A 24,755-nucleotide genomic window follows, 5' to 3' on the forward strand; every position below is an offset into this window, starting at 1 on the left:
AGGAGAGACCATGCTACTGGAACCGGGCACAGCCGCCCCCGACTTCACCCTCCCCGATGCCGATAACCAGCGGGTGTCGCTGAGCGACTTCCGGGGACGTAAGCTGGTGCTATGGTTTTTCCCCAAAGCCAATACCCCTGGCTGAATTATCGAAGGCAAGGGATTCCGGGACGAATTCCAGGCGTTTGAGCAGGCCGGCATCCAGATCGTGGGCGTGAGCGGCGACCCACCGGTGAAGCAGAAGAAGTTCGCGGACAAGTACGGCTTCCCATACCCCCTGCTGTGCGACGAGGGGCACGAGGTGATGAAGGCCTACGGCGTGTGGGGCCCCAAGAAGATGTTGGGGCGGGAGTACGAGGGCATCCGCCGCACGACGTACCTCATTGATGAGCAAGGCAACGTTGCCAAAGTCTATGCCAAGGTGCGGCCGCCGAACCACGCCAAGGCGATTTTGGAGGAGTGGGCGTAGGGGCCAAGATAGGCACCAGTTGTATCGCGATGGTAATCTGGGAATCGAGAAATGAGATTCGTCTAGTTGAGCTCCGCGTGAAAATGATTTCATCAGTTATTGGATCAATCAGCATCTCCGGCTGAGCCTAAATCTCTAATTATGCTGTCTCCGACCTCGATAGCCCGGGAGGCTGAAGCAATCGTCATCTCAACATTGTCTACAAGCCGCCTAACTTGTTTGGCTGCATTACTAGTTGCCTTGTTAAGAAAGCGCTCAATCTTCGGAATCTGGTCCAGTGCCACGCTAAGATTCGCAAACGAATCTCTACCTGCCCTAGCTTTTTCAAGCAATTCTCTGATCGGCTCAAGCTGAACTGAGATGAGTTCGTGCCCGGTCTCTGGGTTGTCGGCAATCAAATTCCCAAAGAATGAGATGATAAACTCAAGGCTGTTACTAGTAGTTGATGTTACCTCACTATATCGAACGTTCGCTTCCTCCAATTTGAGCGCAAATCGATCGATGTCTATTGCAATAGAACGGGATATGGCCCTAGAGTGTGCTGCCGATTCAGAGTTCTTGAACCCCTTTGTTCCACGATTCATGGCGGCAGTAATGGCGTCCATCTCCTCTCCAACGTCATTTATAATGTCCGTAAGGAGAAGGAATCCCTCCTCCATATCTGCTACGTGGTCTAAGAATCCCCGCTCATCACTCGAATTAGGATCCTTAGCGCCAACCCCTAGATTGGGGACCCCAGTGGAATGATTCGTTTGATCAGCAGGTTCTTTGACAGACCCACCGTGATGCGGGAGAAAATCGGTTATAGGATTCCCAAATCTTACGCCGCCCGAAAGAAATCCAGACGCGAGTTCGCTAAGTCGACTGCGAGCGGTGTCAATTTCAGCGAAATGCGTGCTGTAGGAGACAAAGCGATAGGGCTTGAGATCAAACGGTATTTCCTCGGAGTCTTGCGTCAGATGAATCACTGGGCGTTGAAGAGCATGAGCAAGACCGAGCTCATAAAAGACATTTTCATTACCGCCGGTGAGGTCTGCGATGACCAGATCTGACTCTGAAAGAGAAACCACAATATCCTGCAGAATGCTTCGCTGGTTTTGGATGTCATCGGCGCGAAACACCTCAAAGCCTAACTTTTCCAACGCAGGCTTTATGAACTGAGCATATACAGCGTCGAATTCCTTATCGAATGGCATGATAACGAAAGCGCGCGGCATTTTTGCTGTCATTTTTGCAATTTTTCTGCCTCCGCTCGCACCTTCTCAACCGCCGCCACAATCCCATCCATCATGTTCCTGTCCGCCAGCAGCTCGAACTGCCGCAGCCAGACCCCCTGCTGAGAGACGTACTCGGTCACCGGCCAGGATTGGGCCGAGCCGCCCTTGGCCTGCTGCTCCTTAGAGTAGAGGAACGGCAGGTCGGTGAGGGGCCTGTAGCCCTGGGAGGCCACCACCCCCTCCGCGTTGAGCGCTTCCAGGAAGCGGGCCCTGGGCAGGCCGTCAAACGGGTCCGGATCGTAGGTAAAAATGAACAGGTGGTAGGCGTTGCGTCCGGTTTCCGGGTAGCGCCGGGCGCAGGTGATGCCTGGGATGGCGCCGAGCCGCTCCTCCAGGTAGCGTCCGTTGGCCTCCCGGGTGACGGCCCAGGACTCCACCTGGGGCAGCTGGTGCAGCAGCACGGCGGCCTGAAAGGCGGAGATGCGCAGGTTCAGCCCCAGGGCTACGTGCTCGTGCCACGGGCCGCCCAGCGCCCGCCCGCAGTTGTAGATCTGGTACGCCCGCTCATAATAGGCCCGGTCGTTGGTGAGCAATATACCGCCCTCGCCGCCGGTCATATTTTTTGACGACTGAAACGAAAAGCAGCCCGCCAGACCGAGGGCGCCCACCTTGCGGCCGGCGTAAATAGCGCCGTGGGCCTGCGCCGCGTCCTCGATGACCGCCAGTCCGTGCTGCTCCGCCAGCTTGTTAATGGCGGCCATATCGGCGGGGTTGCCCCCGATATGCACCGGCAGGATGGCGCGGGTGCGGGGCGTGATACGCCGGGCGGCGTCCTGGGGATCGAGATTGAAAGTGGTGGGGTCCACGTCAGCGAAGACCGGGTGAGCCCCGGCATAGCGCACGGCAGCGGCGGTGGCCACGAAGGTATAGGCGGGGAGGATGACCTCGTCCCCCGGCTCCACCCCCAAGGCCAGCAAGGCGGCCTGGAGGGCCAGCGTGCCGTTGGCCATGGCCAGCGCGAATTCGGCTTCGTGGTAGGCGGCGAAGGCCTCCTCGAACTGCTTGATGGTCGCTGAGCGCACCCCCCACTGGTCCTCCTCCACGACCTGCCGGAGCGCCTCCACCAGTCCCGGCAGGCGCGGCGGCCAGGAGGGCCACTGGGTGCGGTCGACGGCCGGGGCACCGCCAAGGAGCGCCAACTGTTCCGCGGGCTGACGAGTGGACGTACTCATGGGCCGCCGAAGCTACGCGATCCGAGGCCTGTATAGCGCCCCTTTTTCACGGCCCCTGACCCCTGCGCCCGGGAAGTTCCTCCAGCGCTTCCAGGGAGCGCGGCCAGTCCGCTTTCAGCAGGCGCGACAGAGCACGGTCGGCCAGCAACTTGCCCCCGGTCTGGCAGTGGGGGCAGTAGTTGGTCTCGTTGCTGGCGTAACGAATGCGCTGCACCGGGTGGCCGCAGACCGGGCAGGGCTGGCCGTGGCGTCCGTGCACGGCCATGCCCTCGCGAAACGCGGTAACTTTTTCGGGGAAGCCGTCGCCCACTTCCTGGCGCAGGCGGTCGGTCCAGTCCCGGAGCACGTCTTGGGCGGCCAGCCGCAGGCGCTCGATGGCCTCGTCCCCAAGCCGTTGGCTGAGTGCCAGCGGCGACAGCCGGGCACGGTGCAGGATTTCATCGGAGTAGGCGTTGCCGATGCCGTCAAACAGGCGCGGGTCCATCAGCGCGCGTTTGAGGGTGTGGCTTTCCCGTTGCAGGGCGTCGCGGAACTGCTGGCGGGTAGCCCCTAGCACGTGCAGGCCACCCCGGTCCATGGCGGCCAGCTGGTCCCGCCCTGCCAGGAGGTGGAGTGCGGCACGCTTACGGGTTCCGGCCTCGGTCAGCAGCAAGCTGCCGTGGGCAAATTCGAAGGCGGCCAGTCCCAGCTTGCCCGGAATCTTGCTCCCTGCTGCGCGCCAGTGGAGGCGTCCGGCGATCATCAGGTGGAGCACCAGGAAGTGATCAACGGGGAAGCAGAAGACCAGCCGCTTGCCCAGGCGCTCGAAGCCGGTGACCGTCTGTCCTTCGATGGTGCTCAGCGGTGGCTCGGCGGTGCGCAGCAGAAAAGGGCTGCGCAGGCGCACCTTGAGCAGTTGTTCGCCACCCAGCAGTGCCTCCAGCCGCTCAAGGTAAATGGCAATATCGGGGTACTCGGGCATGGGTGGGCGACGTGATTTCCTGCGGGTCGCCGGAAGCTAAGCGGCGCAGTCCCGAATTACTCTTCTTTATGGTGGCACGGCAGCCTAAGCTTACAACCTTTGGGATTGAACGCCACAGGCTAACCGGAGTAGCGGCGGAGGAACTTGGCCCGACCTCTCAACTATAACGCCACCTTGATCGAGCGGGAAGACGTCACCGATCTACTGAGCATCTTCCGTGTGCGGCCCGATATTCCGGCCGACGCGTCACCCGCTGCGTCGGCGGTCCCCAAATTTGTGGCTGGGCAGTACGCCGTGTTGGGGGCCAACAATGAGCAGGCGCCCGAAAAAGGTGGTTCACGGAGGGCCTACTCCATCGCCTCACCGCCTTACGAGCAGCGCTGGCTTGAGTTCTACGTGCGCTACGTGGACCGGCCCACCAGCGCCAATCCGTTCACCCACCTTTTATGGCCGCTGCAGCCGGGCGCCCGGTTGTGGCTGGGCCCCAAGATCACGGGGCACTTCACCCTGGCGCATGCGCTGGGGGAGAACGACCACCGGCTGCGCCTGTTTGTGGCGGCCGGAACGGGCTTGGCGCCCTTTGTGGCCATGGTGCTGCAAGCGTCCTGGCAGGGCGAATTTGAGCCTGGCAAAGCCCCCAACTATGTGCTGCTGCACGGGGCCAGCCACCCCACCGATCTGGCCTACAGCGCGGAACTGGAGGCGCTGCTGAATCCTGTGGCGCCGCGCTATTTTCCATCCATAAGTCGCCCCCATCTGCACCCTGATTGGCAGGGTGACACCGGCCGGGTGGAGGCCTTTTTCGAGGCTGAGAAGTTGGCGGACCTGGAGCAGCGCCTGGGATTCGAGCCGGGTTACATCGCGCCGGCCAACTGCGTCGTTTTTGTCTGCGGGTTGCAGGGAACCATCGCCGAGACGGTGAAACGGCTGCTGCTGCGCGGTTTTGTGCCCAGCGACCGGCGCATACAGGAGGCGCTGGCTCTGCCCGCCGGCCTGGCGCCCGCGCTTTACTTTGAGCAGTACGATACGACGCCCATCCTCGATTTGACCGACCAGGAGCTGGTGGCCAGCCTCCGGGACAGCTTTTCCACCGCCCCCCTGCAGTAGCCGTCTTAGCCCGCGAGATCTGGGGTGCAAATCGCCCCTGACGGGCAAAATAATCGGCCTCGCGCCACAATTAACTTGACTGCCTGCGTGGCCGCGGTTCAACTTCAAACGCGTGATCGGTGAGTGTGGACAACCTGTGGATAACTTGCCGGCCGCTAGGCTCGCTTTCAAATTTAATAGTTAACTGACTGAGTACTGTTGGACACCTCTGCCGTTTGGCAAAATTGCCTTTCACTCATTAAAGATCGGGTCGCCACCCAAACCTTTCAGACCTGGTTTGAACCGCTCAAGGTGGCCAACCTGCAGGACTCGCAGCTGACCCTCCAGGTGCCGAGCCAGTTCTATTATGAGTGGCTCGATGCCCACTATCGGCCCATCATTGTGGCGGCCCTGAAGCAGGCTACCGGCAGGGACCTCCAGGTACAGTACAGCGTGGTTCTGGGCGAAGGTCTGGCGGATGAGCCTGCGCCCATCTTGCCGACGGAAATTGAGCGCGGGAACGGCTTTTCGCGCCAGTCGCAACTGAACCGCCGTTACGCCTTTGAAAACTTTATTGAGGGCGCCGGGAATCAGTTCGCCAAGGCGGCGGCCCAGTCCGTTTGTGATGGCCTGCAAAAAAACCTGTTCAACCCGCTGGTGATCTATGGCGGGGTGGGGTTGGGCAAGACCCATCTGCTTCAGGCTGTGGGCAATCATATGTTGGCCCAGGATGCCGACACCCGCGTAGTATATGTCACCAGCGAGAAGTTCACCTTGGACTTTATTTCATCCATCCAGAAGAACCGCACCACGTCATTTTCCAAATACTATCGCAGTGTGGATATGTTGCTGGTGGACGATATTCAATTCTTCCAGAAAAAGGAGCAGACCCAGGAGCAGTTTTTCCACACTTTTAACGACCTTTACCAGCGCGGCAAGCAGATTGTCATGACCCTCGACCGCCCTCCCAGCGAGCTCTCCGGGTTGCAGGACCGCCTGATCTCCCGTTTTCAGGCCGGCCTGGTCGTCGATATCCATCCGCCCGACCTGGAGACGCGCATCGCCATTCTGCTGCACAAGGCCGAGCAAGACGGCCTCGATATATCCTACGAGATCACGGAGTATATTGCTCATTGCATCAAGTCCAATGTGCGGGACCTGGAGGGGGCCCTCATCCGGCTCCTGGCCTACAGCTCCCTGCGTAACCAGGAGATCAATCTGGAAATGGCCCGGCAGGTGGTCCAGCAGATACTGGGCAAAAATGCCGCCAAGAATGTCACCGTTGATGAGGTCATCAAGGTCATCTCGGACGAGTTTGACTTTCGCGAGAACCATCTCATCGGCAAGGGGCGCCGCGCGGATCTCGCCCTGGCCCGGCAGGTCGCCATGTTTTTGGCCCGGGAGCTCACCGGCGCATCGCTCGTGACCATCGGGCTTCATTTCGCCGGACGCGACCATTCCACCGTCATTCACGCCTGCCGGACTGTTGAGCACAAGATGAACGCCGACCCCCAATTCATGGCGCGGGTGGGGTCGATCCGGCATGAACTGGCCAACAACGTCTTTTAGAGGAGGCCCGTACTTTGACCGCAGAGAGTGGTTCCGCCCCCCGGCCGCACAAGCTTCCGCCGTCTGAAATCGAGGCGTTTCTCACGGAGTCGCCCACTTGGACGCATGGTGGTGCTGCGCTCCGCACCACCATCGCCTTTGCCGCTTATCTCGATGGTGCCGCTTTCGTCCAGCAGGTGGCCCTCCTGGCCGAGGAGGCCAATCACCATCCCGACCTGGTGCTGAGGTGGGGTGCCGTGGACGTTATTCTCACCAGCCACGATGCGGGCGGGGTCACGGCCAGGGACATAAATATGGCCCGCAAGATTGCGGAGCTGGCTGGTAGGCTAAGCTGATATTTGACCGATCAAGCAGCGCTACCCCCGCATGAAACTCACCCCGAGGCAGCCAGTTGCCACAGCGAGGCTGCTGAATGTCGCGCTGAATCAGGGCGCCGGATAAACAGCTGCTACCCGGCGCGTCGCCTGGGCCCCGCTGCCGCAGCATCAGACTGTGGAGAGTAAGGTGGCCATGGCGGAACCAGAGACCCCTCTAAATAACGTATCCTGACCACCGCCGCGCACGGGCGGCACATTGCTATTCCACGCGCGTGGGGCTAGCTTCGGTCACCGTCTCGCGATGATGACGCGGCCCGGTACAGGCTGTGAGAGACCAATAATGCGAGGCTCGATTACATCCACAGGATGGACAGTGAGGACGTTATGAGTAAGACAGCCAAGGGAGAAATTAGACCGGCCGGCAAGGATGCCCCGGCGCAGCAACCGGCCAGGACGGAGCCGCGACGGCCGTCGCGCCTGGGAAATCTATTCAGCACCCTGAAATACAATCTTTTTCTGGCGATCATTTCAGGGATCCTGGCCTTCGGCGGGGCCGTGTGGGGCGCCATGCTCGTTCAAAAGGCGCTCTGGGCTGAGCAGACCGGCTATGACCTGACGCAGAAGCGTATCGAACTCATCGAGCGTACGGTGAGCCTCATGGGCAAGAGTACCGCGGTCATCGGGCAGGAGAAAAACTACACCAGGAGTTTTCTCACGGCCATGGCCAAGACGGCGGAGGACCCCACTAAGGCCGTGGGCATCATCTCCAAAATGCTCAAGGAATCCTCGGTAACGCGCTGCAATATCGCCGATGTCCACGCCGAGTTCATGAGCCTGCTGGCGCTGAATGAAATCTTCTTTGGTGAACGCACCCAGACCGCCGTCCGGGTTCTGCAGGCAGCGGAACCGTGGTGGGAAGCGGATTCTGCGCACAAGGCCGACCTCATTGAAGCCCTGAAGGCGGACTTTTTTCACCAGGAGGAAGATGGCTAAAAGCCCCAGCATGACCCGCATGACCTGGCCTCAGGCGGTTGAACTGCTGGACGCGACCCGGGCCGGGCTCCACCATCTGGACCCCAAGGTGGATGATGCCCTCGGTGAGGCCCGGGAACTCTATCAGGTCCACCTCCAGGATGACGAGCGCTTCCTGTCGCTCATCTGGCCGGAAGCCGACGGCAGCCGGCTCCTCACACCCGCTGATGAGGGGCGTACCCTGGGCGAGGTGGCGGCACGGCTCCTGGTGAACAAATGGACGTTTGAAAAGCTGACGGCTGATCTGGGACTGTCGCCGGTGGAGCACGACCCTGACTATTTCGGCAAGTGCCGCTATATGGACGACGAGTTCGACTACGAGCGCTTTGGCACCCTCATGCTGGCGCCGGCGACAGATGAGGAGCGCGAGCAGTCGCCGGAGGGTTCCTTTTTTATATTCGACGGCGTACACCGCTGCCTGACGCTGGCTAAACGGCTGTTGGCTCAGGAAGAGGACTATCGGCAGGTGCCGGCGCTGCTCATGATACCCCGGCCAGGCTTGCCCGCTGGCTGATTGGGTCGCCATCGTGCTGCCCCAGGGCGGTGAGGTACCGGCGCTGATCGCCTATCCGCCCGGGAATAGCCCGGTCCCCCTGCTCATTATCGCCCCGGGCTCAGCTTACCCCAAGGAAGGCGCCCTCATCGCCGCACTGGCCGACCACGCCGTGACGGCCGGCTGGGCGGCGCTACGCTTTGATTGGCGCTACACCGCCGCCGGGGGCCGGGCATCGGGCAACCGTGCCCGGGAGGTAGCGGACCTGGAGGGGGTTTTGGCCTACGCCGAGGGACTGCCCCGTGTGGCGGCGCAGCCGATTGTGCTGGCGGGCAAATCACTGGGGGCCGCCGTGGCCTACCGGGTGTTCCGCTCCCGCCCCAAAGTCGCCGCCGTTATCCTGCTGACGCCCGTATTCAGGGACGCAGCCAGCGGTGACAAGCACTACCCCGGTCTCAGGGCAGAGCAGCGGCCGGTGTACCTGCTGACGGGCAACAGCGACCCTTTGAACGCGCTGCCAATGATGGAGGCCTATGTACGCGGCGCCGGTCACCAGGTCGCGGTCACGGTGGTGAACGGCGACCACGGCCTGCAGCTGAGCCGCAAAAAGGATGCCGCCAGCCAGGCCGCCAACGCCGCCAACATCACGGGGGCGATGGCAAAGGTGGTGGACTGGCTGGATGGACTGACCGGGAGCTTGGGCGCCGGGACGCGCCGGCCGGTCTTGTTAGCGCCCCAGCAGGTTTGGAATCGTGAGCGTAATAGCCGGCACGTAGCTGATGAGCAGCACGCCCACGGCCAGGATGATCAGATAGGGCACCACCGAGCGGTAGACAGCGGGCAGCGGCATCTCGAAGCGGTAGCTGCTCAGGAACAGGTTCATGCCCACCGGCGGCGTCAGGTAGCCCAGCTCCAGATTCACCAGGAAAATAATGCCCAGGTGCACCGGGTCGATGCCGAATGCCAGCCCCATAGGCGCAATCAGCGGCACCACAACAATAATCGCTGAGAAGATGTCCATGAGCGCGCCCACCAGCAACAGGCCGGCATTGAGCGCCAGCAGGAAGACCAGCTTGGAATGGATATGGGCCTGGACCCACGCCAATGCTCTGGTGGGTACCTCGGCGTCAACCAGGTAGCTGGTCAGGCCCATGGCCACTCCCAGGATGATAAGCACCCCGCCCACCAGGGTGGCGCAGTTCACCATGGTAGGGATGACCTGTCGGGTCAGCCGTAGGTCGCGATAGACGAAGACCTGGATGATAAAGGCATAGATGGCCGTGATGGCCGCTGTCTCCACCAGGGTGGCGATGCCGGCGAACAGCCCCACCAGCACAATCAGCGGCGTGAATACTTCCCATTTGGCCACCCACACCGACGCCAACGCCTCGCGCCATCGGAAAGGCGTGCGTCGGGATTGGCCCACCAGCCCTTGCCGGACTCCCCAGGCGGCCAGCAGAGCCATGAGCAACAGCCCCGGGAGGAGCCCCGCCAGGAAGAGCCGGTCAATGGGGGTTTGGGAACGGATGCCGTAGAGGATTACCGGCAGGCTGGGGGGAAACAGCAGGCCCAGCGAGCCCGAGGCTGTGAGCAGGCCGGTGGAAAAGTCTTTCGAGTAAGCCTCCTTCAAGAGCATGGGGAACAGGAGCCCGCCCATGGCGAGAATGGTGACGCCGGACCCCCCAGTGAATGAGGTAAAAAAGGCGCACACCAACACGGCCACCACCGGTGTTCCGCCCGGTATCCAGCCAAACCAGGCCCTGAAAACGCGTACCAGCCTCTGGGAGGCGCCGCCCTCGGCGAAAAAGAAGCCTGCCAGCGTAAACAGCGGAATGGTAGGCAGCATGGGATGGACCACGATGCGGTAGGTCTCTGCAGGGATGGCCGCCAGCACGCCGCCCACATTCCAAAACAGCAGCACGGCGGCGCCACCCAGGATCACATAAATGGGCGACCCCAGAATGACCGCCAGTAACAGTCCGGCGAAACCCACATAAAGGGCCGCGCCGCCCTGCCACTCCAGGCCCATACCCAGCCACGCCAGGAGTGCCACCCCCGCCACGACGATCAGCCGGTGGTCCCAGCGGCTGCTGCTGCGGCGCAGGAGCTGCCAGGCGATGACGGCGAAGCCCACCGGCATCACCGCCTGGGCCATCCAGACCTGGATCGGGCCGAGCACCGTCCGGGGGAAGGCCCGTTCCACGGCCACCAGGTGTAAGCTGGCCACCAGCAGGGCCACGGTGACGCCCACCGACACCACGCCCGCGAGAATCCCCGCCGCGGTGCTCCACCGTTCCGGCAGCCAGCTGCTGTCACCGGTAAGCGAAAGCAGACGCCCATCCCGCGCCGCCAGCATGGCCCCCACGAAGCCGATCCAGAGCGTGAGGTGCTGCACGGTGACGATGGATCCGCTGATGCCCGACCTGAACAGCTCACGCCAAATGACCTCGGCCACGGGAAAGGTCACCATCACGGCCAATATGGTCACCAAGGTCCAATCCCCTGCGAGGTCAAGGCCGCGCCGGACCGTGCCACCGGCAGTGGCCGCATACTGCTTGAGGGTCAGGCAGTCCATGTCAGGGGCGCTCACGATCCATGCCGGGCAAGGCCCGCTTCAGCGCCTGCACCCGGTCATACATGGCGGTGTCCACCAGGGTGCCCCGCAATTGGCGGCCGTACGTGTCGATGAGGTCGTGCCACTCGGCCCGCTCACTGGGCGATAGATTTACCACGGTCAGCCCGTAGGTCTGCATGACGGCCACCGCGTCGGCGTCACTGTAGCGGATTTCATCCTTGATGCGTCGGGCCCGATTTTCGGCCGCCGCCAGCAGCCGGGGCCGCAGCTCCGCCGGGATGCGCTCCCACGCCGCACGGCTGATGATGATGGCGCCGGTGAGGGCCGCCCACGGCAGGTCGGTCATATACTTGGCGATGCCGAACCACTGGAAGGTGGCCACCGTAAGGGGCGAGCTGTCCACTGCGTCGATAAGGCCGGTCTGCAACCCCGGCAGCACGTCCACCGCCGACAGCGACACCGCCTGGAAACGCGCCGCTTTCCACAGCCGGGGCGAGTGGGGGTCGCCGGCCCAGGTGAAAATGCGCTGCCGGCGCAGGTCGTCGGGGGTGCGCACCGGTTCACGGGTGAACCAGTAGACCCAGCCCACATCGGCCCAGGCCAACACCATGAAGCCCTTGGCTTCGTAGCGGCTGCGCAGCTCCGGCTCCACCCGGGCCCTGATCCAGTCCAGTTCCTGGTAGTCTTTTACCAGCAGCGGCAGGGACAGGGCGTAGATGCCCCGGTCGATGTAGCTCAGCCCTTCGGCAGTGAGGGCGGCGGCTTGAATCTGGTTGATGCGCAGTTTCCGCACCATGTCGCTCTCGTCGCCCACGATGCCGCCGGCGTAGATCTTCAGCCGCACCTGCCCGCCCGACAGCTCCCGCCAGTCCTGGGCAATCTCCTCCAGGACCTGGTGCCAGGGCGACCCAGCGGGGGCTAGGGTCGCCAGTTTGATCGTCACGGGGCGCCCACCGGCTGCTGAGCCGCCCGTGGCAAGGAGGGCCCAACAGAGCGCCACGGACGGAGCTAGCTTAGCCATTTGTCACCACGGGAGGTTCACAGGATGAACAGGTCGTCCGCGCGCTGGAGCAGCCACCGTGCCCGCCGCCTGGCCAGGCGATTGGCCACTCCGCCCGCCTTGACCTCCAGCGCCCGCTCCAGCATCCGCACGAAAGTCTCCCGGTCCTGTTCCTGCACGCTGATGGACTCGCCGTAGCCCACAAAGAGGCTGACGCTGTTGCCCTGGGAATAGGTCAGGGCCCGTTCATAATAGTGCTTGGCCAGGGCCAGCGAGCCCCCCATCATGGCCGGCCGCCCCGCCTCGTACAGCATCAGTAGCTCGTAAGCGGCCCCGTCCAGGTAGCCGGGCTGGAGTTCCGTCACCCGGAAGGCCAGGGCGCCGATCTCGGGCAGCCGGATGAGCATTTCGGGGCGGTCCTTAAACACGCTGATGGCGGTCCCCAGGGCGGCGCCGGTCCAGTAGAGCAGGGGCACGTCCACCAGGGTCGTGACAGCCACCGCCTCGCCGGGGTTGCGGGACAGCTGGGCCGTGAAGCCGGGGTGCCGCCGCTCCAGGCGGGCCAGCCCCTGCTCCAGGGCACGCATATAATGCCTGCCCGCCCGCTTGCGCAGAGCTCTGGCCCGCTGCAGATCTTCGCCCTGTACCCGCTCGGCGCGGAGCGCCAGAAAGGCATAGGCGTAGCTGATGCGCAAGGCCGTGGGCCGGTGGGCCGTGCGTGGTCCGGCACAGCCGGTTGCCAGGAGCGCAAGAGCCATGATCAAGGGGGCGTGAGCGGACGAACGGAGGGGCCACATCGCGGCGGGAATGTAGGCCAGCCAGCGGAACGGAAAAAGGAAAAGGTGGGGCCCACGGAAGGGCGCCCCATCAGCCCTAGCCATTGGCCCCCCGCCCGTGTAACTTTTCCGCAATGAACCGCATTTTCGGTTGGCTCCTGATGGTGTCCGTGGCTGGGGGCCAGACCGCCTACGCCCGTCACGATGCCTTGGCCTTCAAGGCTGTCTACCACCCGCCCCTGGACACCCTCACCATGGCCCGCTACTGGGACGGCACGGCGGTGCACAGTGAAGCCATGTACAACGGCGACGGCAGCTGGGGGCTGGGCTACGCTGACTGGCCCACTCGGCCCTACCCCGCCGATCACCCGCTGGTGCGCGTGTCGGCTCGCCACGTCATGGGGCTGCTGCAGCTGCTGGAGGCTGGACTGGCCGACTCGGTGACGGTGGACCGCATCGGTCTGGGACTCAACTGGCTGCTCATGCGGCAGGTGGACGAGGGCGCCTGGCCGCTCTACTCCACCAACCGGGGCGTGGTTTCGGTGAACAGCGTCATCCCCACGGCGCTGGCCGGTCGCGCCCTGAGCCTGGGCTACCGGGTGCTGGACAATCCCCGCTATGTGCTGGCCGCCCAGCGCGCCCTGGACTGGCTACAGGCCCGTCCGCAGGACGATTCGCCCTACCATCATGGGCTGGTCCTGGCGGCCGTCCTGGAGCACTACCGGGCGACCCATGAAGTGCAGCTGGTTAAGCGCGCCCTGGACGGAGGGCTGCTCATCATCAACCGGCAACTGCCCAACGGCAGCTGGAGCGACCCCGGGCCGCTATCCAGCGATCGTCACGCCATCATTACCGAGGCGCTGCTGTCGCTGGAAGAAGCGCTGGTGGAAGACCACCCTCAGCGCCGGCGGGTGCGGGGCGCTGTCACCGCCGGATTGAACTATCTCCTCGAGAATCAGTTAGAGGATGGGAATTTCGCCTCAGGACCGATGGAACTGGCCGCCTACCAGGTGCCCACATTCGAGCTGGTGGCCCTGGTCCTGGCCCGTAACGTGCGGGGCATGCCCGAGTTCGATATGATTCTGACGGGAGCGGTGCGGTCGCTGAACGGCCACCCCTCCAATCTCGGCGTGCTCTGGCGGGGAACACAGGATGGCCGCTTTCTGGCCATGGCCCAGGCGCTGATCTGGTTCACCCAGACCCAGGTCGCCAGCGACCAGCCCACCGTCCCCGGCAGCGATTGAATATGACCACTAAGTCCCACGACCCCTCCCTCTTTCAACAGGGGGACCAGCACAACCTGCCGCCGCTGGCCGACCGGGTGCGCCCCACCACCCTGGAGGACTTCGTGGGCCACGAGGAGCTGCTGGGGCCCGGCCGCCTGTTGCAAAAGGCGCTGGAGACCGACACGCTCTTCTCGCTGGTCTTCTGGGGCCCGCCCGGCTCCGGGAAGACCACCCTGGCCAAGCTGCTGGCACGGCACTCCCAGGCCGCGTTCCACGAGTTCTCCGCAGTAGCGGCGGGAGTCAAGGACATCCGTGCCATCCTGGAGCTGGGCAGGAGCAATCGTGAGCTGGGGCGCCGGACCATTCTGTTTATCGATGAGATTCATCGCTTTAACAAGGCCCAGCAGGACACTCTGCTGCACGCGGTGGAGGACGGCACCATCATTTTCATTGGCGCCACGACGGAGAACCCCAGCTTCGAGGTGATCGGCCCGCTGCTCTCCCGCAGCCGCGTCATCCGTCTGCCGCCCTATACCCCCCCGCAGCTGACGGTCATGCTGGACCGCGCCCTGGCAGAGGATATCGTCCTGTCCCGGAAGGAGATCGCCCTTGATGAGGGGGTCAAAACCTTGCTGGTGGATTCCGCCGGTGGCGACGCCCGTAAGATGTTCAATGCCCTGGATATTGCCGTGGGGCAGCAGGGCGCCGCTGAGCGTATCACACTCACCAAGGCTGCCGTCGAAGAGGCCCTCCAGCAGCGCAGCCTGCTGTACGACCGGGCCGGCGACTACCATTACGACACTATTTCGGCGTTCATCAAATCGGTACGGGGCAGCGACCCCGATGCCGCCATCTACTGGCTGGCCGTCATGGTGGAAGGGGGCGAGAAGCCCGAGTTCATGGCCCGGCGGCTGGTTATCCTGGCCTCGGAAGACATCGGTAACGCCGATCCCCAGGCCCTGGTGCTGGCCACCAGCGGGATGCAGGCCGTCCATCTGGTGGGCATGCCGGAGGCGGCGCTTATCCTGGCCCAGGTCACTACCTATCTGGCGTCGGCGCCCAAGAGCAATGCGGCCCATGCCGCCCTCCAAGGGGCCACCCAGCGGGTGCGGGCCGACGGGGCCCAGACCGTGCCCCTGCCGTTGCGCAACGCCCCCACCGACCTCATGGCCGCGGAGGGCTACGGCAAGGACTACGCCTATCCCCACAATGAGCCCGGGCACTTCGTCGCGGCCGACTATTTCCCCGCCGGGATGGCTGCGGAGGCGTTCTACCGGCCCACCGATCAGGGCCATGAGCAATTCATCCGGCAGCGGCTGGAGAAGCTGTGGGGCGGCCGCTACTAGTTCTACTGCTGCTGGGGGCGCTGGGCAGCCCCGCCCGGCCCGCAGCCCCGGACGAGCGCCTGCGCCTGCTATCGGCCGACCTGCTCGAGCGCACCGGCGCAGGCGGACGCGAGCGGGAGATACTGTCCGGCAACGTCCGCTTCCAGAAGGGGGCCATGACCCTCAACACCGACCGGGCGGTCTTTTTCCGCAAGGCCGATCGCACCCACCTCTCGGGGAACGTCATCATGATCCGCCCCGGTGAGCGCCTCACCTGCGACTCGCTCGTGTTCCACAATCCTGATGACCGGCTCCACGCCTTGGGAAACGTCCGGTTTGAGCAGGGGGATCAAATTATCACCTGCCGGGAGCTGACCTACTGGACCGAACTCGATTCAGGCGAGGCGCTGCGGAATGTCACCATGATACAGGGCCTCCGCCGGCTCGATGCCCAGGAGTTCCGCTATGTGAAAACCGATGGCCTGCGCGGGGCCTCTTTTGATGCCACGGGTGGCGTCTCCCTTGTGGAAGCGGACCGCCGCGTGACGGCCCAGCGCATGACCTATCGCGACCTTGCCGGGCTGCTGGACCTCCGTGGCGACGCCGAAATCAAAGAAGCTGACCGGGAATTGCGCGGCGCCCACATTCGCATGACCTACGAGGATGATGAATTGCGGCGGTCGCTGGTGGAGGATGGCGCCGAGGCCACTGCCGTCATTCGGGGCTATCTCTCAGCCCCGCCCAGCGACTGGCAGGAGTTTATCGATCTTTTCACCAGCCGCATGATGGTGGCCGATTTCAGCGGGGACCGTCTGGCCCGCTTGCAGCTGCTGGGCATGGCTTCGTCCCTGTACCACGTGGTTGAGGACTCCGTGCTTCAGGGGGTCAATCATGCTTCCGGCGATACCCTGACCCTCCGCTTCGACCAGGACAGCAAGCTGGTGCGGATTACCGTTAAAGGGGGCGCCCGGGGCCGCTTCGAGCCACGACGCGGCAACTCCGATGTCGATACGGTGGTCGTTTACCGCGCCGAGTACATCGACTACGATATCGCGGGAGAAGTGACCTACCTGGAGCGCGGTGCCCGCGTGGACTACAAGGAGAACGGCCTGGCCGCCGGGCATCTTGAGGTCACCTGGCAGGACAACCTGCTGCGCGCCGAGGGGGCCTTCGATGAGCGGCCCACCCTCTATCAGACCGGACGGGAGCCCATGTATGGCGACGTCATGGAGTTCAACCTGCTCACCGAGGCCGGGCGCGTGGTCAGGGGGCGCACCCAGCTGGAGAACGGGCACTACCACGGGGAGCTGGTGCACCGCTACCCCGATGACATCTTCTATGTTCAGCGCAGCCTTTACACCACCTGCAGCCTGGACCGGCCCCATTTCTATTTCGCTGCCCGCCGCATGAAAATGCTCCAGGGCGATAAGGTTATCGCCAAGCCCATCATCCTGTACCTGATGGACGTGCCGGTGTTGGGGCTGCCGTTTGTGGTCTTTCCCAACGAGTCGGGGGGCCGGCGCAGCGGCTGGATCATGCCCAGCTACGGCAACAGCAGCCGCGATGGCCGTTACCTGGAAGGCCTGGGCTATTTCCGGGCGCTGGGCCCCTACCTGGACGCCACGGGCTGGGTGGACCTCTTTGACCAAAAAGGCGTGCGTACCCGGGGGCGCTTCAGGTACAACCGGCGCTATCGATTTAGCGGCCAGCTGGATGCCACCGCCTTCCGGCTCGTGGATGACGACAATATCGCCAACCTGTTCACGCAGCAAGTATCCACCAAGTGGAGCGCCGCCTGGCGGCACAACCACACCATCGATCCCACCCAGCGGCTCAATGTGAACGTCCGCTTCGTGTCCGACCCCGGCATCTTTCGCCAGCACGGGCTGGACCGTCGAACGAGGCTCACCCAGCAGGCCGTGTCCAACGCCAGCTACAGCAAGAGCTGGCCGGGGTCGCCCACCCGCTTTACCCTGGCCTTCCAGGAGCGCTACGATCTCCAGGCGCAGGGCCGCCTCGACACCCGTCCCGACAGCCTGGGCCAACGCATTCAGGAGAAGTCCCGCGTCCTCCCCCGGCTCACCCTGGGCCGCAACCGCAGCGCTCTGCTCAAACCGGCCAAGGGGGCGGCGCCCCGCTGGTATCACAACTTCTACTGGTCCTTCAACGGCAGCCTGAATAACCTCCAGAGCGTGTTCTGGGAGGCTGAGACCCTTGGTGTGGGTCCCGACTCGCTCTTCTGGCCGAAACCCGGCGAGCATCAGACGTCGAACCGGACCTGGGCGCGGAACAGATACAGTATCCAGGCCCAGCAGAACCTGCTCCGCTACGTCAACATGAACCTCAGCCTGGGCATCAATCAGGACATCACCCCCAGCTTTCGGCGAGCCGCTTTCGATGCCAGCGGGGAATTCCTCAGGGATTCCAAGAACGCCATCATTTACGATGAAATCGACGAATTCGCGCTGCGCCATACCGGCCGGGTTTCCCTGTCGGCCCGTACCACGGTGTACGGCCTGTTGCCCATCAATATCGGTTCGCTGGAATCGGTGCGCCACGTCATCAAGCCGTCCGTCTCCTACAGCTTTAGCCCCGATTTTTCCCGGCCCCTGCTGGGCTACGATTTTGGCTATTTCCAGCGTAGCATCAGTGGAGCAGTGTTCGACCGCTTCCAGGGGTCCCCTGTAAGCCGCACGCCCAGCGGGGAGAGCCAGTCTATCAGCATGTCCGTATCCAACCTGTTTCAGGCCAAGCGGATCATCGACGGGGAGGAGGTCAAGACCAACCTCCTCACCTGGAATCTGGGCAGCAGCTACAATTTCACCGCCGACAGCCTCAAGCTGGCCCCCATTCGATCCAGTTTCCGCTCGCCCTTCCTGCAAAAATTGCGCTTGGACATCTCACTGGAGCACGATTTTTACCGCCGGGATGCCAACAACCGCCGCCTCAACCAGCTCCTCTCAGTGCCGCGGCTCTCACGCGTGAATGCCAGCTCCACCCTGCGGCTGGCTGGCGAGCGCTTTTTTCGGGCCGGGAAACCACCGCCGGAGGAGTTGGACACGGTGGCCGACTCGCTCCAGGCCGAAGACGAGCTGGAGGGGCAGTTCTCGCTCCGCCGCCGGGTGCTGGAACCCACCATGGCCACGGGAAATCTGTGGGAAGCGACCCTGCGGCTGCGCTACAGCCTGAACCCCGCCCTCGATGCTCCCCGCCGTGAATCGTTCCGGCTGGACGGAGATTTCAAGATCAATATCGGGCCCGGCTGGAAGCTGCGCTATACTGCGCACTTCGACGCCCTCAAGCAGGAACTCATCGGCCACGACCTGCAGCTGTATCGCCAGCTGCACTGCTGGGAGTTCGCCTTCAGCTGGACACCCTCAGGGTTTGGGCGGGGTTTTCTGCTGCGCATTAACGTCCGGGATGCCGACCTCAAGGATATCAAGTATGAGTCCCGGGGAGGCCAGCAAAGTTTCTTTGGCGTGTAAGCGCTGGTCCCCCGGCCGGAGAATTTCGCCGCGCGATCAAAACACTTGAAATTGAGCTGGATTGAGACAAACTTCGCCCGCGCAGATGAGTAGCATCGCATCCCACCTCTCCGAGGAGCTTATCGTCCTGCCCATGCGCGCCACCGGCAGGGAAGGCGCTCTCAGGGAATTGCTCATGCCCCTGCAGATGCTGCACATCATTGACGCGTCCGATGCCACCCTCGATTCCATCCTTAAGCGCGAACGCCGCATGAGCACCGGTGTGGGCAAAGGGGTGGCGCTGCCCCACGGCCTCAGTCCCAACGTGAAGGACCTGGCCCTGGTGGTGGGCATCTCTCCCGGGGGCATCGATTTCAAGGCCGTTGACGGTGCCCTGTGCCACATCTTTGTGCTGCTGGTTAGCCCCGCGGATCAGCCCGACAGCCATCTCAAGACCCTGGGCCGCATCAGCAAGCTCCTGGGCGAGAGTGATCTGCGTAGCGCGCTCTTGGACAGCGAAACTGCGGGGCAGGTTATCTCAACGCTGCAGGCGTGGGACTCCCCCCCCGATGAAATGCCCATCTAGCTTGTCCCGTGACCCGCTGCCGGTGCGCAGCCCGTTGGCAAAGGGCGGCCCATAGCCGAGCCCGTCAGGCGCGTCCGGGGGATGCGGGACCTGCTGCCCGCCGAAACGCCCCTCTGGCGTCATGCCGAGGGGCTGGTGCATACCGTCTCGGCGGCCTATGGCTACCAGGAAATCCGCACACCGGCTTTCGAGCCTACCCAGCTGTTTGTCCGGAGCGTGGGGCAGGAGACCGACATCGTCCATAAGGAGATGTACTCCCTGGAGGACCAGGGCGGCAAGCACCTCACCCTCAAACCCGAACTTACCGCGCCCGTCGTAAGGGCTTACATTGAGAACCACCTCGACCGGGAAGCGCCCCTCGCCCGGCTCTATTATCTGGACCGGCTTTTCCGTCAGGAGCGGCCCCAGAAAGGCCGCCTGCGTCAGTTCCACCAGTTCGGCGCCGAGGCGCTGGGCTCGCCACACCCGGAACAGGACGTGGAGATCATCGCCCTGGCCTACGACCTATGCGCCCGCTTCCAGCCCCACGGCCTCACCGTGCACCTGAACACCATTGGCACGCCCGCAAGCCGGGGCGCCTACCTGCAACAGCTGCGCGCGGCGCTGACCCCCTTTGCCCACCAGCTGGTCGGCCTCGACCGGCAGCGCCTGGAACGCAATCCCCTGCGCCTGTTCGACAGCAAGGCCCCGGAGACCCGCGCCCTCATGGAGCAGCACGCCCCGTCCCTGGCCGACTACCTGTCCCCCGAAGACATTCGCCACCATGACGAGGTGCGCGCCGGCCTCCAGGCTTTGGACATCCCCTTTGAGGACGCCCCCCGCCTGGTCCGCGGCCTGGACTACTACACCCGCACCATCTTTGAGATCACCGCGCCGCAGCTGGGCGCTCAGGACGCCCTCTGCGGTGGCGGCCGCTATGACGGCCTCGTGCAGCAGCTGGGCGGCCCCGACATTCCCGCCACCGGCTTTGCCGCCGGTATTGAGCGTCTCCTGCTGGCCGCCGGAGATGGGCTGCGCGCCCAGATTGCGTCCCCATCCCTGGACGTGGCCGTGGTGGTCCTCGCCGAGGCGGCGCGTTTCCCGGCCATGAAGGCCGCCAGTGACCTGCGGGCGGCCGGGTTCAGCGTAATCCTGGAGACTCTGCGCCGCAGCGCCAGGGCCCAGCTGCGGGAGGCCAACCGGGCCGCCGCCCGGGTGGCGGTCATCTTCGGGGAGGAGGAGCTCGCCCACCAGGCCTGTAGCGTCAAACCGATGGCCGGTGGCAAGCAGACGGAGGTGCCGCTGGCGGGGCTGGTGGAGCACGTCCAGGGGCTGCTCCGCTCCTGACGTCCCATGCCCCTCACCCACCGTCCCCTGAAAGACCTCCGCGCCCTGCGGCTGAGATTTTCACGCACCTCTTGGTTCCTGCCTTACAACGTCTTAATATACGTGTAGTATACGTATAGTGAATGCAAAGGTGCAACATGCAAAAGAAATTGACCCTCACCATTGATGAGAAGGTCTACGAAGGCCTGCATGCGCAGATCGGCCGCCGCCGCATAAGCCGCTTCATTGAAGACCTCGTGCGTCCCCATGTCATCGATAAGGATTTAGCCGCCGGTTACCAGCAGATGGCCTTGGACGAGGAGCGTGAAGCTGAAGCTCTGGAATGGGCCGAAGCCACGGTAGGAGACGTGCGCCGTGAAGCGCGGTGAGGTTTGGTGGGTGAACTTCGAACCGTCCGTAGGCGGTGAGATCAGGAAAAGGCGACCGGCTGTGATTATCAGCAATGACGCCGCCAACAAATATCTCAATCGCGTGCAGGTTGTTCCCCTTTCATCCAAAACCGGCCGGGTTTATCCCAGTGAGGCGCTCGTCGTCGTCAAGGACAAACAGAATAAAGCCATGGCTGACCAGCTCACCACCGTAAGTAAGCTGCGGCTTATGGATAATGCCGGCAGTTTATCGGCCGCTGACATGTACCAGGTGGAGCGTGTCGTAAAGGTGCAGCTAGGTTTGCAAACTGCGTCGTAGATACCTTGCCCGATCCGGGTGACCGAAGCAGCACCGCCGTCCCCGGCGCAGCTCTGCCCCGCTCCTGACGCCCCATGCCCCTCACCCACCGCGCCCTTAAAGACCTCCGCGCCCTGCGGCTGAAAAAGCACCGCCACGCCCAGGGTCAGGCCCTGGTGGAAGGGGCCCGGCTGGTGGGCGCGGCCCTGGGCTCCGATGCCGAGGTGGCCCAGCTGTTCTGGACCGAGGCCTTCGCCGCGTCCCCGGCCGCGCTCCCGCTCAAGTCGGCCCTCCAGCGCCGGGGGTTGCCGCCCACCGACCTCACCGGCACCCAGGCCGAGCAGTTGGCCGAGACCCGCCACCCCCAGGGCGTCTTTGCCGTGGTGGCCCAGCCCCGCCTGGCCCCCGATGCCCAGCGCCTGCTCCAGCCCCCCATCCTGATCTTGGACGCCATCGCCGATCCAGGCAACCTGGGCACGCTGCTGCGCACCGCGGACTGGTTCGGCCTGCCCACGGTGTGGGTGAGCGCTGACAGCGCCGATGTCACCAGTCCCAAAGTACTCCGGGCCGGCGCCGGTGCCCATTTCCATCTGCCGACCCTCTGGCAGGGGGCGCTGCCGTCCCTGGCCGACCGCCTGGCCGCGGGCAACACCACCCTCATGGGCGCCGTGCTGGACGGAGCGCCCCTGACTGCGGCGGCCCTGCCCGGCAATGACTGGGCCCTGGTGGTGGGCAGTGAGGCCCACGGTCTCAGCCCCTTCTGGCGGCAGCGCCTGGACCGGGCGCTCACCATCCCGGGCGTCGGCCGGGCGGAAAGTCTCAACGCGGCGGTGGCGACGGGCATCCTCCTGCATTACCTTCGGGGCGGTCAAGAGGGAGCGGGGCCGACAGCGGAATGGCTGGCTGGGAAAGGAAATTGAACATGTTGACCCAGACGTGTGCACACCTTCCCGGTAAGCTGCAGGCGTCCGCCGGCGATGTCTGTCAGGAGTGCGGCGACAGCGGCCCCTTGCGCGTCTGCGTCACCTGCGGGTTTGTGGGCTGCTGTGAATCTCGCCGGGCACACGAAACCGCCCGCGCCCGCTCGTCCGGCCACCCGATAATCAGGTCGCTGCCCTTAAGTGCGGGCTCCTTTACCTGGTGCTACGAGTGTAACGCCTACGTAGCCTAGGCCGCGCTCATGGGCTCCTCGCAGGGGGGCGAAACGATGACTGCCGAACCCGAGCAAAAACGCCTGCTCTCACTGGACGCCTTTCGGGGCCTCACCATTGCCGGCATGATCCTGGTGAACAATCCCGGTGACTGGTCCCACGTCTACTGGCCCCTGCGCCACGCCCAGTGGAACGGCTGGACCCCCACCGACTGGATCTTCCCCTTTTTCCTGTTCATTATGGGTGTGGCCATGGCCCTCTCGCTCAAGCGCCGGGAGGCCGGCGGGGCCGGCCGCGCCGAGCTCTGGAAGCAGGTGTTTAAGCGCACGGCCGTCCTCTTCGGGCTGGGGCTCATGCTCAACGGCTACCCCCGCTTTGACCTCGCCCACCTGCGCATCATGGGGGTGCTCCAGCGCATCGCCCTCTGCTACCTGGTGGTCTCAAGTGTCCTGCTCGCCCTGCCCCGGCGCCGCTACCAGTGGCTCGCCATGGCCGCGATCGTCGCCCTCTATTTGGGCATCATGTACGGGGTGGACGTGCCGGGCCACGGGCGCGGCGTCCTCACCGCTGAAGGCCACGCCAGCGGCTATATTGACCGCCTCATCCTGGGCGCGGCCCACCTCTGGAGCGGCACCAGGGTCTACGACCCCGAGGGGCTGGTCTCCACCCTGCCGGCCATCTTCACAGCTTTCCTGGGGTTTTGGTTCGGCCGGGTGCTGGTGGAGCGCCCGAGCCACCGCGACCGCCTCCGCCAGTGGTTGATCTACGGCGGCGGGCTCCTTGTGGCCGGCCAGCTGGCCCACTTCATCATGCCCATCAACAAGCAGCTCTGGACGCCCAGCTATGTCCTGTTCATGGGCGGTCTGGGCGGCCTGTTTCTGGCCGGCTGCTACTGGCTCATCGAGGTGCGGGGCCGCGCGCAATGGTCCCGTCCCTTCGTCATGCTGGGCCGCAACCCCCTGTTCATTTTCTGGCTGTCGGGCTTCCTGGCGCGCAACCTCCTGCTCATCAAGCTCACCACCGCAGACGGCCCGAAGTCACTCTGGAGCCTGCTCTATCGCGCCGGCTTCCTGCCCTTTTTATCCGACATCAACGCCTCCCTGGCGTTCGCTTTCACCAACGTCGTCTTCTGGCTGCTGGTGGCCTGGCTCATGGTCCGCCGGCGCTGGTTCATCAAGATTTAGCCGCGGGCCAGGGGGAAGAAATTAGGTGCGGATTTCAGGGGCCGGACGGCCCTATATTTGCACGCATGTGCAGGGTATCGTGTAGACAATGAACGCTCAATCGCAGGGGGATCAGACCATGAAAACTATCCACTTTGCCATCCGGCGGACTGTGCTGCCGCTCGCCGTCGTCCTTATGCCGCTGCTGTTTGGCGGCTGTTCCAGCGCCCTGACCAAGGTGCCCCTGTTTAAGGTCACCATCCAGGTGGTGGACGTGGATGACCAGCCGATCAAGGGGGCCATCGTGGAATCTTCCAACGGCCAGCAAACAACCACCGATGCCGGGGGGACTGCCCAGGTGCGCTTAGCCAGCATGGGGGTCAATATGGTGTCGGTCTGGGCCGTAGGTCTGGCCCCGGTGGTCCTGAGCATCGTCATGCCCGTGGATATGGGCAAGACTTTCACCGCCCGCCTGGGCCAGCCCATCGACATCAGCGCCAGCATCAACGTGAACATCACCGGCATGATGACGACCGCCCTCTATCCCATGCTGTTCCAGGCGCTGTTCACAGCCCAGGGCTACAGCATGGAGCTGGTCCCCTACGGCCCGGGGGAGTGGACCGAATGGGATCACCGCTCCGATGAGGACGTGACCGCCATGAAGAAGGCCTACCTGACCAAGCTGGGCAACGGCCAGGAATGGTGGCAGATGCGGATGGCCGGCGGCGATCCCGATGACACCATCATCATGGAAGTCCTCTTTAACCAGGGCCGTGACTCCATCCGCCGCCTGCGCCAGCAGACGGGGAGCGGGGAGCCGTCGGAAGTTCCGGTGACCGAAGGATGGTATACCCCCCCTATGGAGCTGACCTCCGAGTCTATGGCGGGGGCGGTGACCGAGCGGGGCGTCAGCGTGAAGGTGCCGGCCGGATCGTTCAAGGCCGACCTGCTGGAGTTTGCCCTTTACGGCGGGGCGGGGACGTTGCGTCTGTGGCAGGCTAAGGGGGTGCCCGGCGGGGTGGTCAAGGCCGAGATGGTGGATGACAACGGCGACGTGTCATGGGCCAGCGAGCTCAAGGGCCACGGCAAGGGGGCCAAGACGGCGCTGAACTCGTACTAAA

The 24,755-nt window shown here is 63.9% G+C and carries 23 protein-coding genes; 17 read left to right on the forward strand and 6 right to left on the reverse strand.

The features are described from left to right. The first annotated feature begins 10 nt into the window (after positions 1-10). Complete coding sequence (gene bcp, locus IH971_01700; GenBank protein MCH7496550.1) at positions 11-469, forward strand: thioredoxin-dependent thiol peroxidase; 459 nt, start codon at positions 11-13, stop codon at positions 467-469. Positions 470-573: 104 nt separating this feature from the next. Here the strand turns inward: bcp and IH971_01705 are convergent, their stop codons facing one another. Genes IH971_01705 through IH971_01715 form a run of 3 tightly spaced genes read right to left on the reverse strand, consistent with a single transcriptional unit; the run spans position 574 to position 3,879 of the window. Continuing rightward, complete coding sequence (locus tag IH971_01705) at positions 574-1,686, reverse strand: hypothetical protein (GenBank protein ID MCH7496551.1); 1,113 nt, start codon at positions 1,684-1,686, stop codon at positions 574-576. An 8-nt stretch (positions 1,687-1,694) separates the two neighbouring features. After that, a complete protein-coding gene (locus IH971_01710; protein ID MCH7496552.1) occupies positions 1,695-2,918 on the reverse strand; it encodes a DegT/DnrJ/EryC1/StrS family aminotransferase in 1,224 nt (407 codons plus the stop codon). A gap of 46 nt (positions 2,919-2,964) precedes the next feature. After that, positions 2,965-3,879, reverse strand: a complete 915-nt coding sequence (locus tag IH971_01715; GenBank protein ID MCH7496553.1) for a formamidopyrimidine-DNA glycosylase — start codon at positions 3,877-3,879, stop codon at positions 2,965-2,967. Positions 3,880-4,023: 144 nt separating this feature from the next. On the opposite strand from IH971_01715, the gene IH971_01720 reads away from it, so the two are divergent. The 5 genes from IH971_01720 (at position 4,024) to IH971_01740 (ending at position 8,397) form a co-directional block, all read left to right on the forward strand. After that, positions 4,024-4,986 carry a hypothetical protein gene (locus tag IH971_01720; protein ID MCH7496554.1) on the forward strand — a complete coding sequence of 321 codons (963 nt, stop codon included), beginning with the start codon at positions 4,024-4,026 and terminating at the stop codon, positions 4,984-4,986. A gap of 198 nt (positions 4,987-5,184) precedes the next feature. Then, positions 5,185-6,534: a chromosomal replication initiator protein DnaA gene (gene dnaA, locus IH971_01725; GenBank protein ID MCH7496555.1), complete on the forward strand. Its 1,350-nt coding sequence runs from the start codon at positions 5,185-5,187 to the stop codon at positions 6,532-6,534. A gap of 14 nt (positions 6,535-6,548) precedes the next feature. Next, complete coding sequence (locus tag IH971_01730) at positions 6,549-6,869, forward strand: 4a-hydroxytetrahydrobiopterin dehydratase (protein ID MCH7496556.1); 321 nt, start codon at positions 6,549-6,551, stop codon at positions 6,867-6,869. A gap of 366 nt (positions 6,870-7,235) precedes the next feature. Further along, positions 7,236-7,844 (forward strand): hypothetical protein, encoded by a 609-nt coding sequence (locus tag IH971_01735; protein MCH7496557.1) that lies wholly within the window; start codon positions 7,236-7,238, stop codon positions 7,842-7,844. Then, the gene (locus IH971_01740; GenBank protein MCH7496558.1) at positions 7,837-8,397 is read left to right on the forward strand and encodes a hypothetical protein; all 561 of its coding nucleotides are present in this window, start codon (positions 7,837-7,839) and stop codon (positions 8,395-8,397) included. The genes IH971_01735 and IH971_01740 overlap by 8 nt, the downstream gene beginning before the upstream one ends. 706 nt (positions 8,398-9,103) lie before the next feature. On the opposite strand, the gene IH971_01745 is transcribed toward IH971_01740, so the two are convergent. The 3 genes from IH971_01745 to IH971_01755 are packed head-to-tail and all read right to left on the reverse strand — an operon-like array spanning position 9,104 to position 12,832. Further along, positions 9,104-10,951, reverse strand: a complete 1,848-nt coding sequence (locus tag IH971_01745) for a TRAP transporter large permease subunit (GenBank protein MCH7496559.1) — start codon at positions 10,949-10,951, stop codon at positions 9,104-9,106. Position 10,952: 1 nt separating this feature from the next. Beyond that, positions 10,953-11,972, reverse strand: coding sequence for a TRAP transporter substrate-binding protein DctP (dctP, locus tag IH971_01750; GenBank protein MCH7496560.1), 1,020 nt, complete (start codon positions 11,970-11,972; stop codon positions 10,953-10,955). A 17-nt stretch (positions 11,973-11,989) separates the two neighbouring features. Then, positions 11,990-12,832: a hypothetical protein gene (locus tag IH971_01755; GenBank protein MCH7496561.1), complete on the reverse strand. Its 843-nt coding sequence runs from the start codon at positions 12,830-12,832 to the stop codon at positions 11,990-11,992. 29 nt (positions 12,833-12,861) lie between these two features. On the opposite strand from IH971_01755, the gene IH971_01760 reads away from it, so the two are divergent. The 11 genes from IH971_01760 to IH971_01810 all read left to right on the forward strand — a co-directional run bounded on the left by IH971_01760 (position 12,862) and on the right by IH971_01810 (position 24,754). Beyond that, entirely contained in the window at positions 12,862-13,971 is a 1,110-nt protein-coding gene (locus tag IH971_01760) for a terpene cyclase/mutase family protein (GenBank protein MCH7496562.1), read from the forward strand. Positions 13,972-13,973: 2 nt separating this feature from the next. Next, positions 13,974-15,299, forward strand: a complete 1,326-nt coding sequence (locus IH971_01765; protein ID MCH7496563.1) for a replication-associated recombination protein A — start codon at positions 13,974-13,976, stop codon at positions 15,297-15,299. Then, the gene (locus IH971_01770; protein MCH7496564.1) at positions 15,281-18,763 is read left to right on the forward strand and encodes a hypothetical protein; all 3,483 of its coding nucleotides are present in this window, start codon (positions 15,281-15,283) and stop codon (positions 18,761-18,763) included. Before IH971_01765 ends, IH971_01770 begins: the two co-directional genes overlap by 19 nt. 85 nt (positions 18,764-18,848) lie before the next feature. Continuing rightward, positions 18,849-19,328, forward strand: a complete 480-nt coding sequence (locus IH971_01775; GenBank protein ID MCH7496565.1) for a PTS sugar transporter subunit IIA — start codon at positions 18,849-18,851, stop codon at positions 19,326-19,328. An 81-nt stretch (positions 19,329-19,409) separates the two neighbouring features. Further along, on the forward strand, positions 19,410-20,654 hold the full coding sequence (locus IH971_01780; GenBank protein MCH7496566.1) for a histidine--tRNA ligase: 1,245 nt from the start codon (positions 19,410-19,412) through the stop codon (positions 20,652-20,654). Positions 20,655-20,791: 137 nt separating this feature from the next. After that, positions 20,792-21,022, forward strand: a complete 231-nt coding sequence (locus IH971_01785; GenBank protein ID MCH7496567.1) for an addiction module antitoxin — start codon at positions 20,792-20,794, stop codon at positions 21,020-21,022. Continuing rightward, the gene (locus IH971_01790; protein MCH7496568.1) at positions 21,009-21,341 is read left to right on the forward strand and encodes a type II toxin-antitoxin system PemK/MazF family toxin; all 333 of its coding nucleotides are present in this window, start codon (positions 21,009-21,011) and stop codon (positions 21,339-21,341) included. The genes IH971_01785 and IH971_01790 overlap by 14 nt, the downstream gene beginning before the upstream one ends. Before the next feature lie 74 nt (positions 21,342-21,415). Next, positions 21,416-22,240 (forward strand): RNA methyltransferase, encoded by an 825-nt coding sequence (locus tag IH971_01795; GenBank protein ID MCH7496569.1) that lies wholly within the window; start codon positions 21,416-21,418, stop codon positions 22,238-22,240. A gap of 2 nt (positions 22,241-22,242) precedes the next feature. After that, positions 22,243-22,491: a UBP-type zinc finger domain-containing protein gene (locus IH971_01800; GenBank protein MCH7496570.1), complete on the forward strand. Its 249-nt coding sequence runs from the start codon at positions 22,243-22,245 to the stop codon at positions 22,489-22,491. A 36-nt stretch (positions 22,492-22,527) separates the two neighbouring features. Then, positions 22,528-23,655, forward strand: coding sequence for a DUF1624 domain-containing protein (locus tag IH971_01805; protein ID MCH7496571.1), 1,128 nt, complete (start codon positions 22,528-22,530; stop codon positions 23,653-23,655). Positions 23,656-23,773: 118 nt separating this feature from the next. Then, the gene (locus tag IH971_01810) at positions 23,774-24,754 is read left to right on the forward strand and encodes a hypothetical protein (GenBank protein ID MCH7496572.1); all 981 of its coding nucleotides are present in this window, start codon (positions 23,774-23,776) and stop codon (positions 24,752-24,754) included. The last annotated feature ends 1 nt before the right edge of the window (position 24,755 follow it).

The sequence above is a fragment of the Candidatus Neomarinimicrobiota bacterium genome, from assembly GCA_022560655.1.
In the GTDB taxonomy this organism is placed as follows: Bacteria; Fidelibacterota; Marinisomatia; order SCGC-AAA003-L08; family TS1B11; genus JADFSS01.

Coding starts and splice junctions, on each gene's coding strand:
- IH971_01765 (MCH7496563.1), top strand. CDS start 13,974: ATGACCACTAAGTCCCACGACCCCTCCCTCTTTCAACAGGGGGACCAG.
- IH971_01805 (MCH7496571.1), top strand. CDS start 22,528: ATGACTGCCGAACCCGAGCAAAAACGCCTGCTCTCACTGGACGCCTTT.
- IH971_01755 (MCH7496561.1), bottom strand. CDS start 12,832: ATGGCTAGGGCTGATGGGGCGCCCTTCCGTGGGCCCCACCTTTTCCTT.
- IH971_01710 (MCH7496552.1), bottom strand. CDS start 2,918: ATGAGTACGTCCACTCGTCAGCCCGCGGAACAGTTGGCGCTCCTTGGC.
- IH971_01735 (MCH7496557.1), top strand. CDS start 7,236: ATGAGTAAGACAGCCAAGGGAGAAATTAGACCGGCCGGCAAGGATGCC.
- IH971_01745 (MCH7496559.1), bottom strand. CDS start 10,951: ATGGACTGCCTGACCCTCAAGCAGTATGCGGCCACTGCCGGTGGCACG.
- IH971_01800 (MCH7496570.1), top strand. CDS start 22,243: ATGTTGACCCAGACGTGTGCACACCTTCCCGGTAAGCTGCAGGCGTCC.
- dctP (MCH7496560.1), bottom strand. CDS start 11,972: ATGGCTAAGCTAGCTCCGTCCGTGGCGCTCTGTTGGGCCCTCCTTGCC.
- IH971_01715 (MCH7496553.1), bottom strand. CDS start 3,879: ATGCCCGAGTACCCCGATATTGCCATTTACCTTGAGCGGCTGGAGGCA.
- IH971_01785 (MCH7496567.1), top strand. CDS start 20,792: ATGCAAAAGAAATTGACCCTCACCATTGATGAGAAGGTCTACGAAGGC.
- IH971_01795 (MCH7496569.1), top strand. CDS start 21,416: ATGCCCCTCACCCACCGCGCCCTTAAAGACCTCCGCGCCCTGCGGCTG.
- IH971_01775 (MCH7496565.1), top strand. CDS start 18,849: ATGAGTAGCATCGCATCCCACCTCTCCGAGGAGCTTATCGTCCTGCCC.
- IH971_01705 (MCH7496551.1), bottom strand. CDS start 1,686: ATGCCGCGCGCTTTCGTTATCATGCCATTCGATAAGGAATTCGACGCT.
- IH971_01780 (MCH7496566.1), top strand. CDS start 19,410: ATGCGGGACCTGCTGCCCGCCGAAACGCCCCTCTGGCGTCATGCCGAG.
- IH971_01760 (MCH7496562.1), top strand. CDS start 12,862: ATGAACCGCATTTTCGGTTGGCTCCTGATGGTGTCCGTGGCTGGGGGC.
- IH971_01810 (MCH7496572.1), top strand. CDS start 23,774: ATGAAAACTATCCACTTTGCCATCCGGCGGACTGTGCTGCCGCTCGCC.
- IH971_01740 (MCH7496558.1), top strand. CDS start 7,837: ATGGCTAAAAGCCCCAGCATGACCCGCATGACCTGGCCTCAGGCGGTT.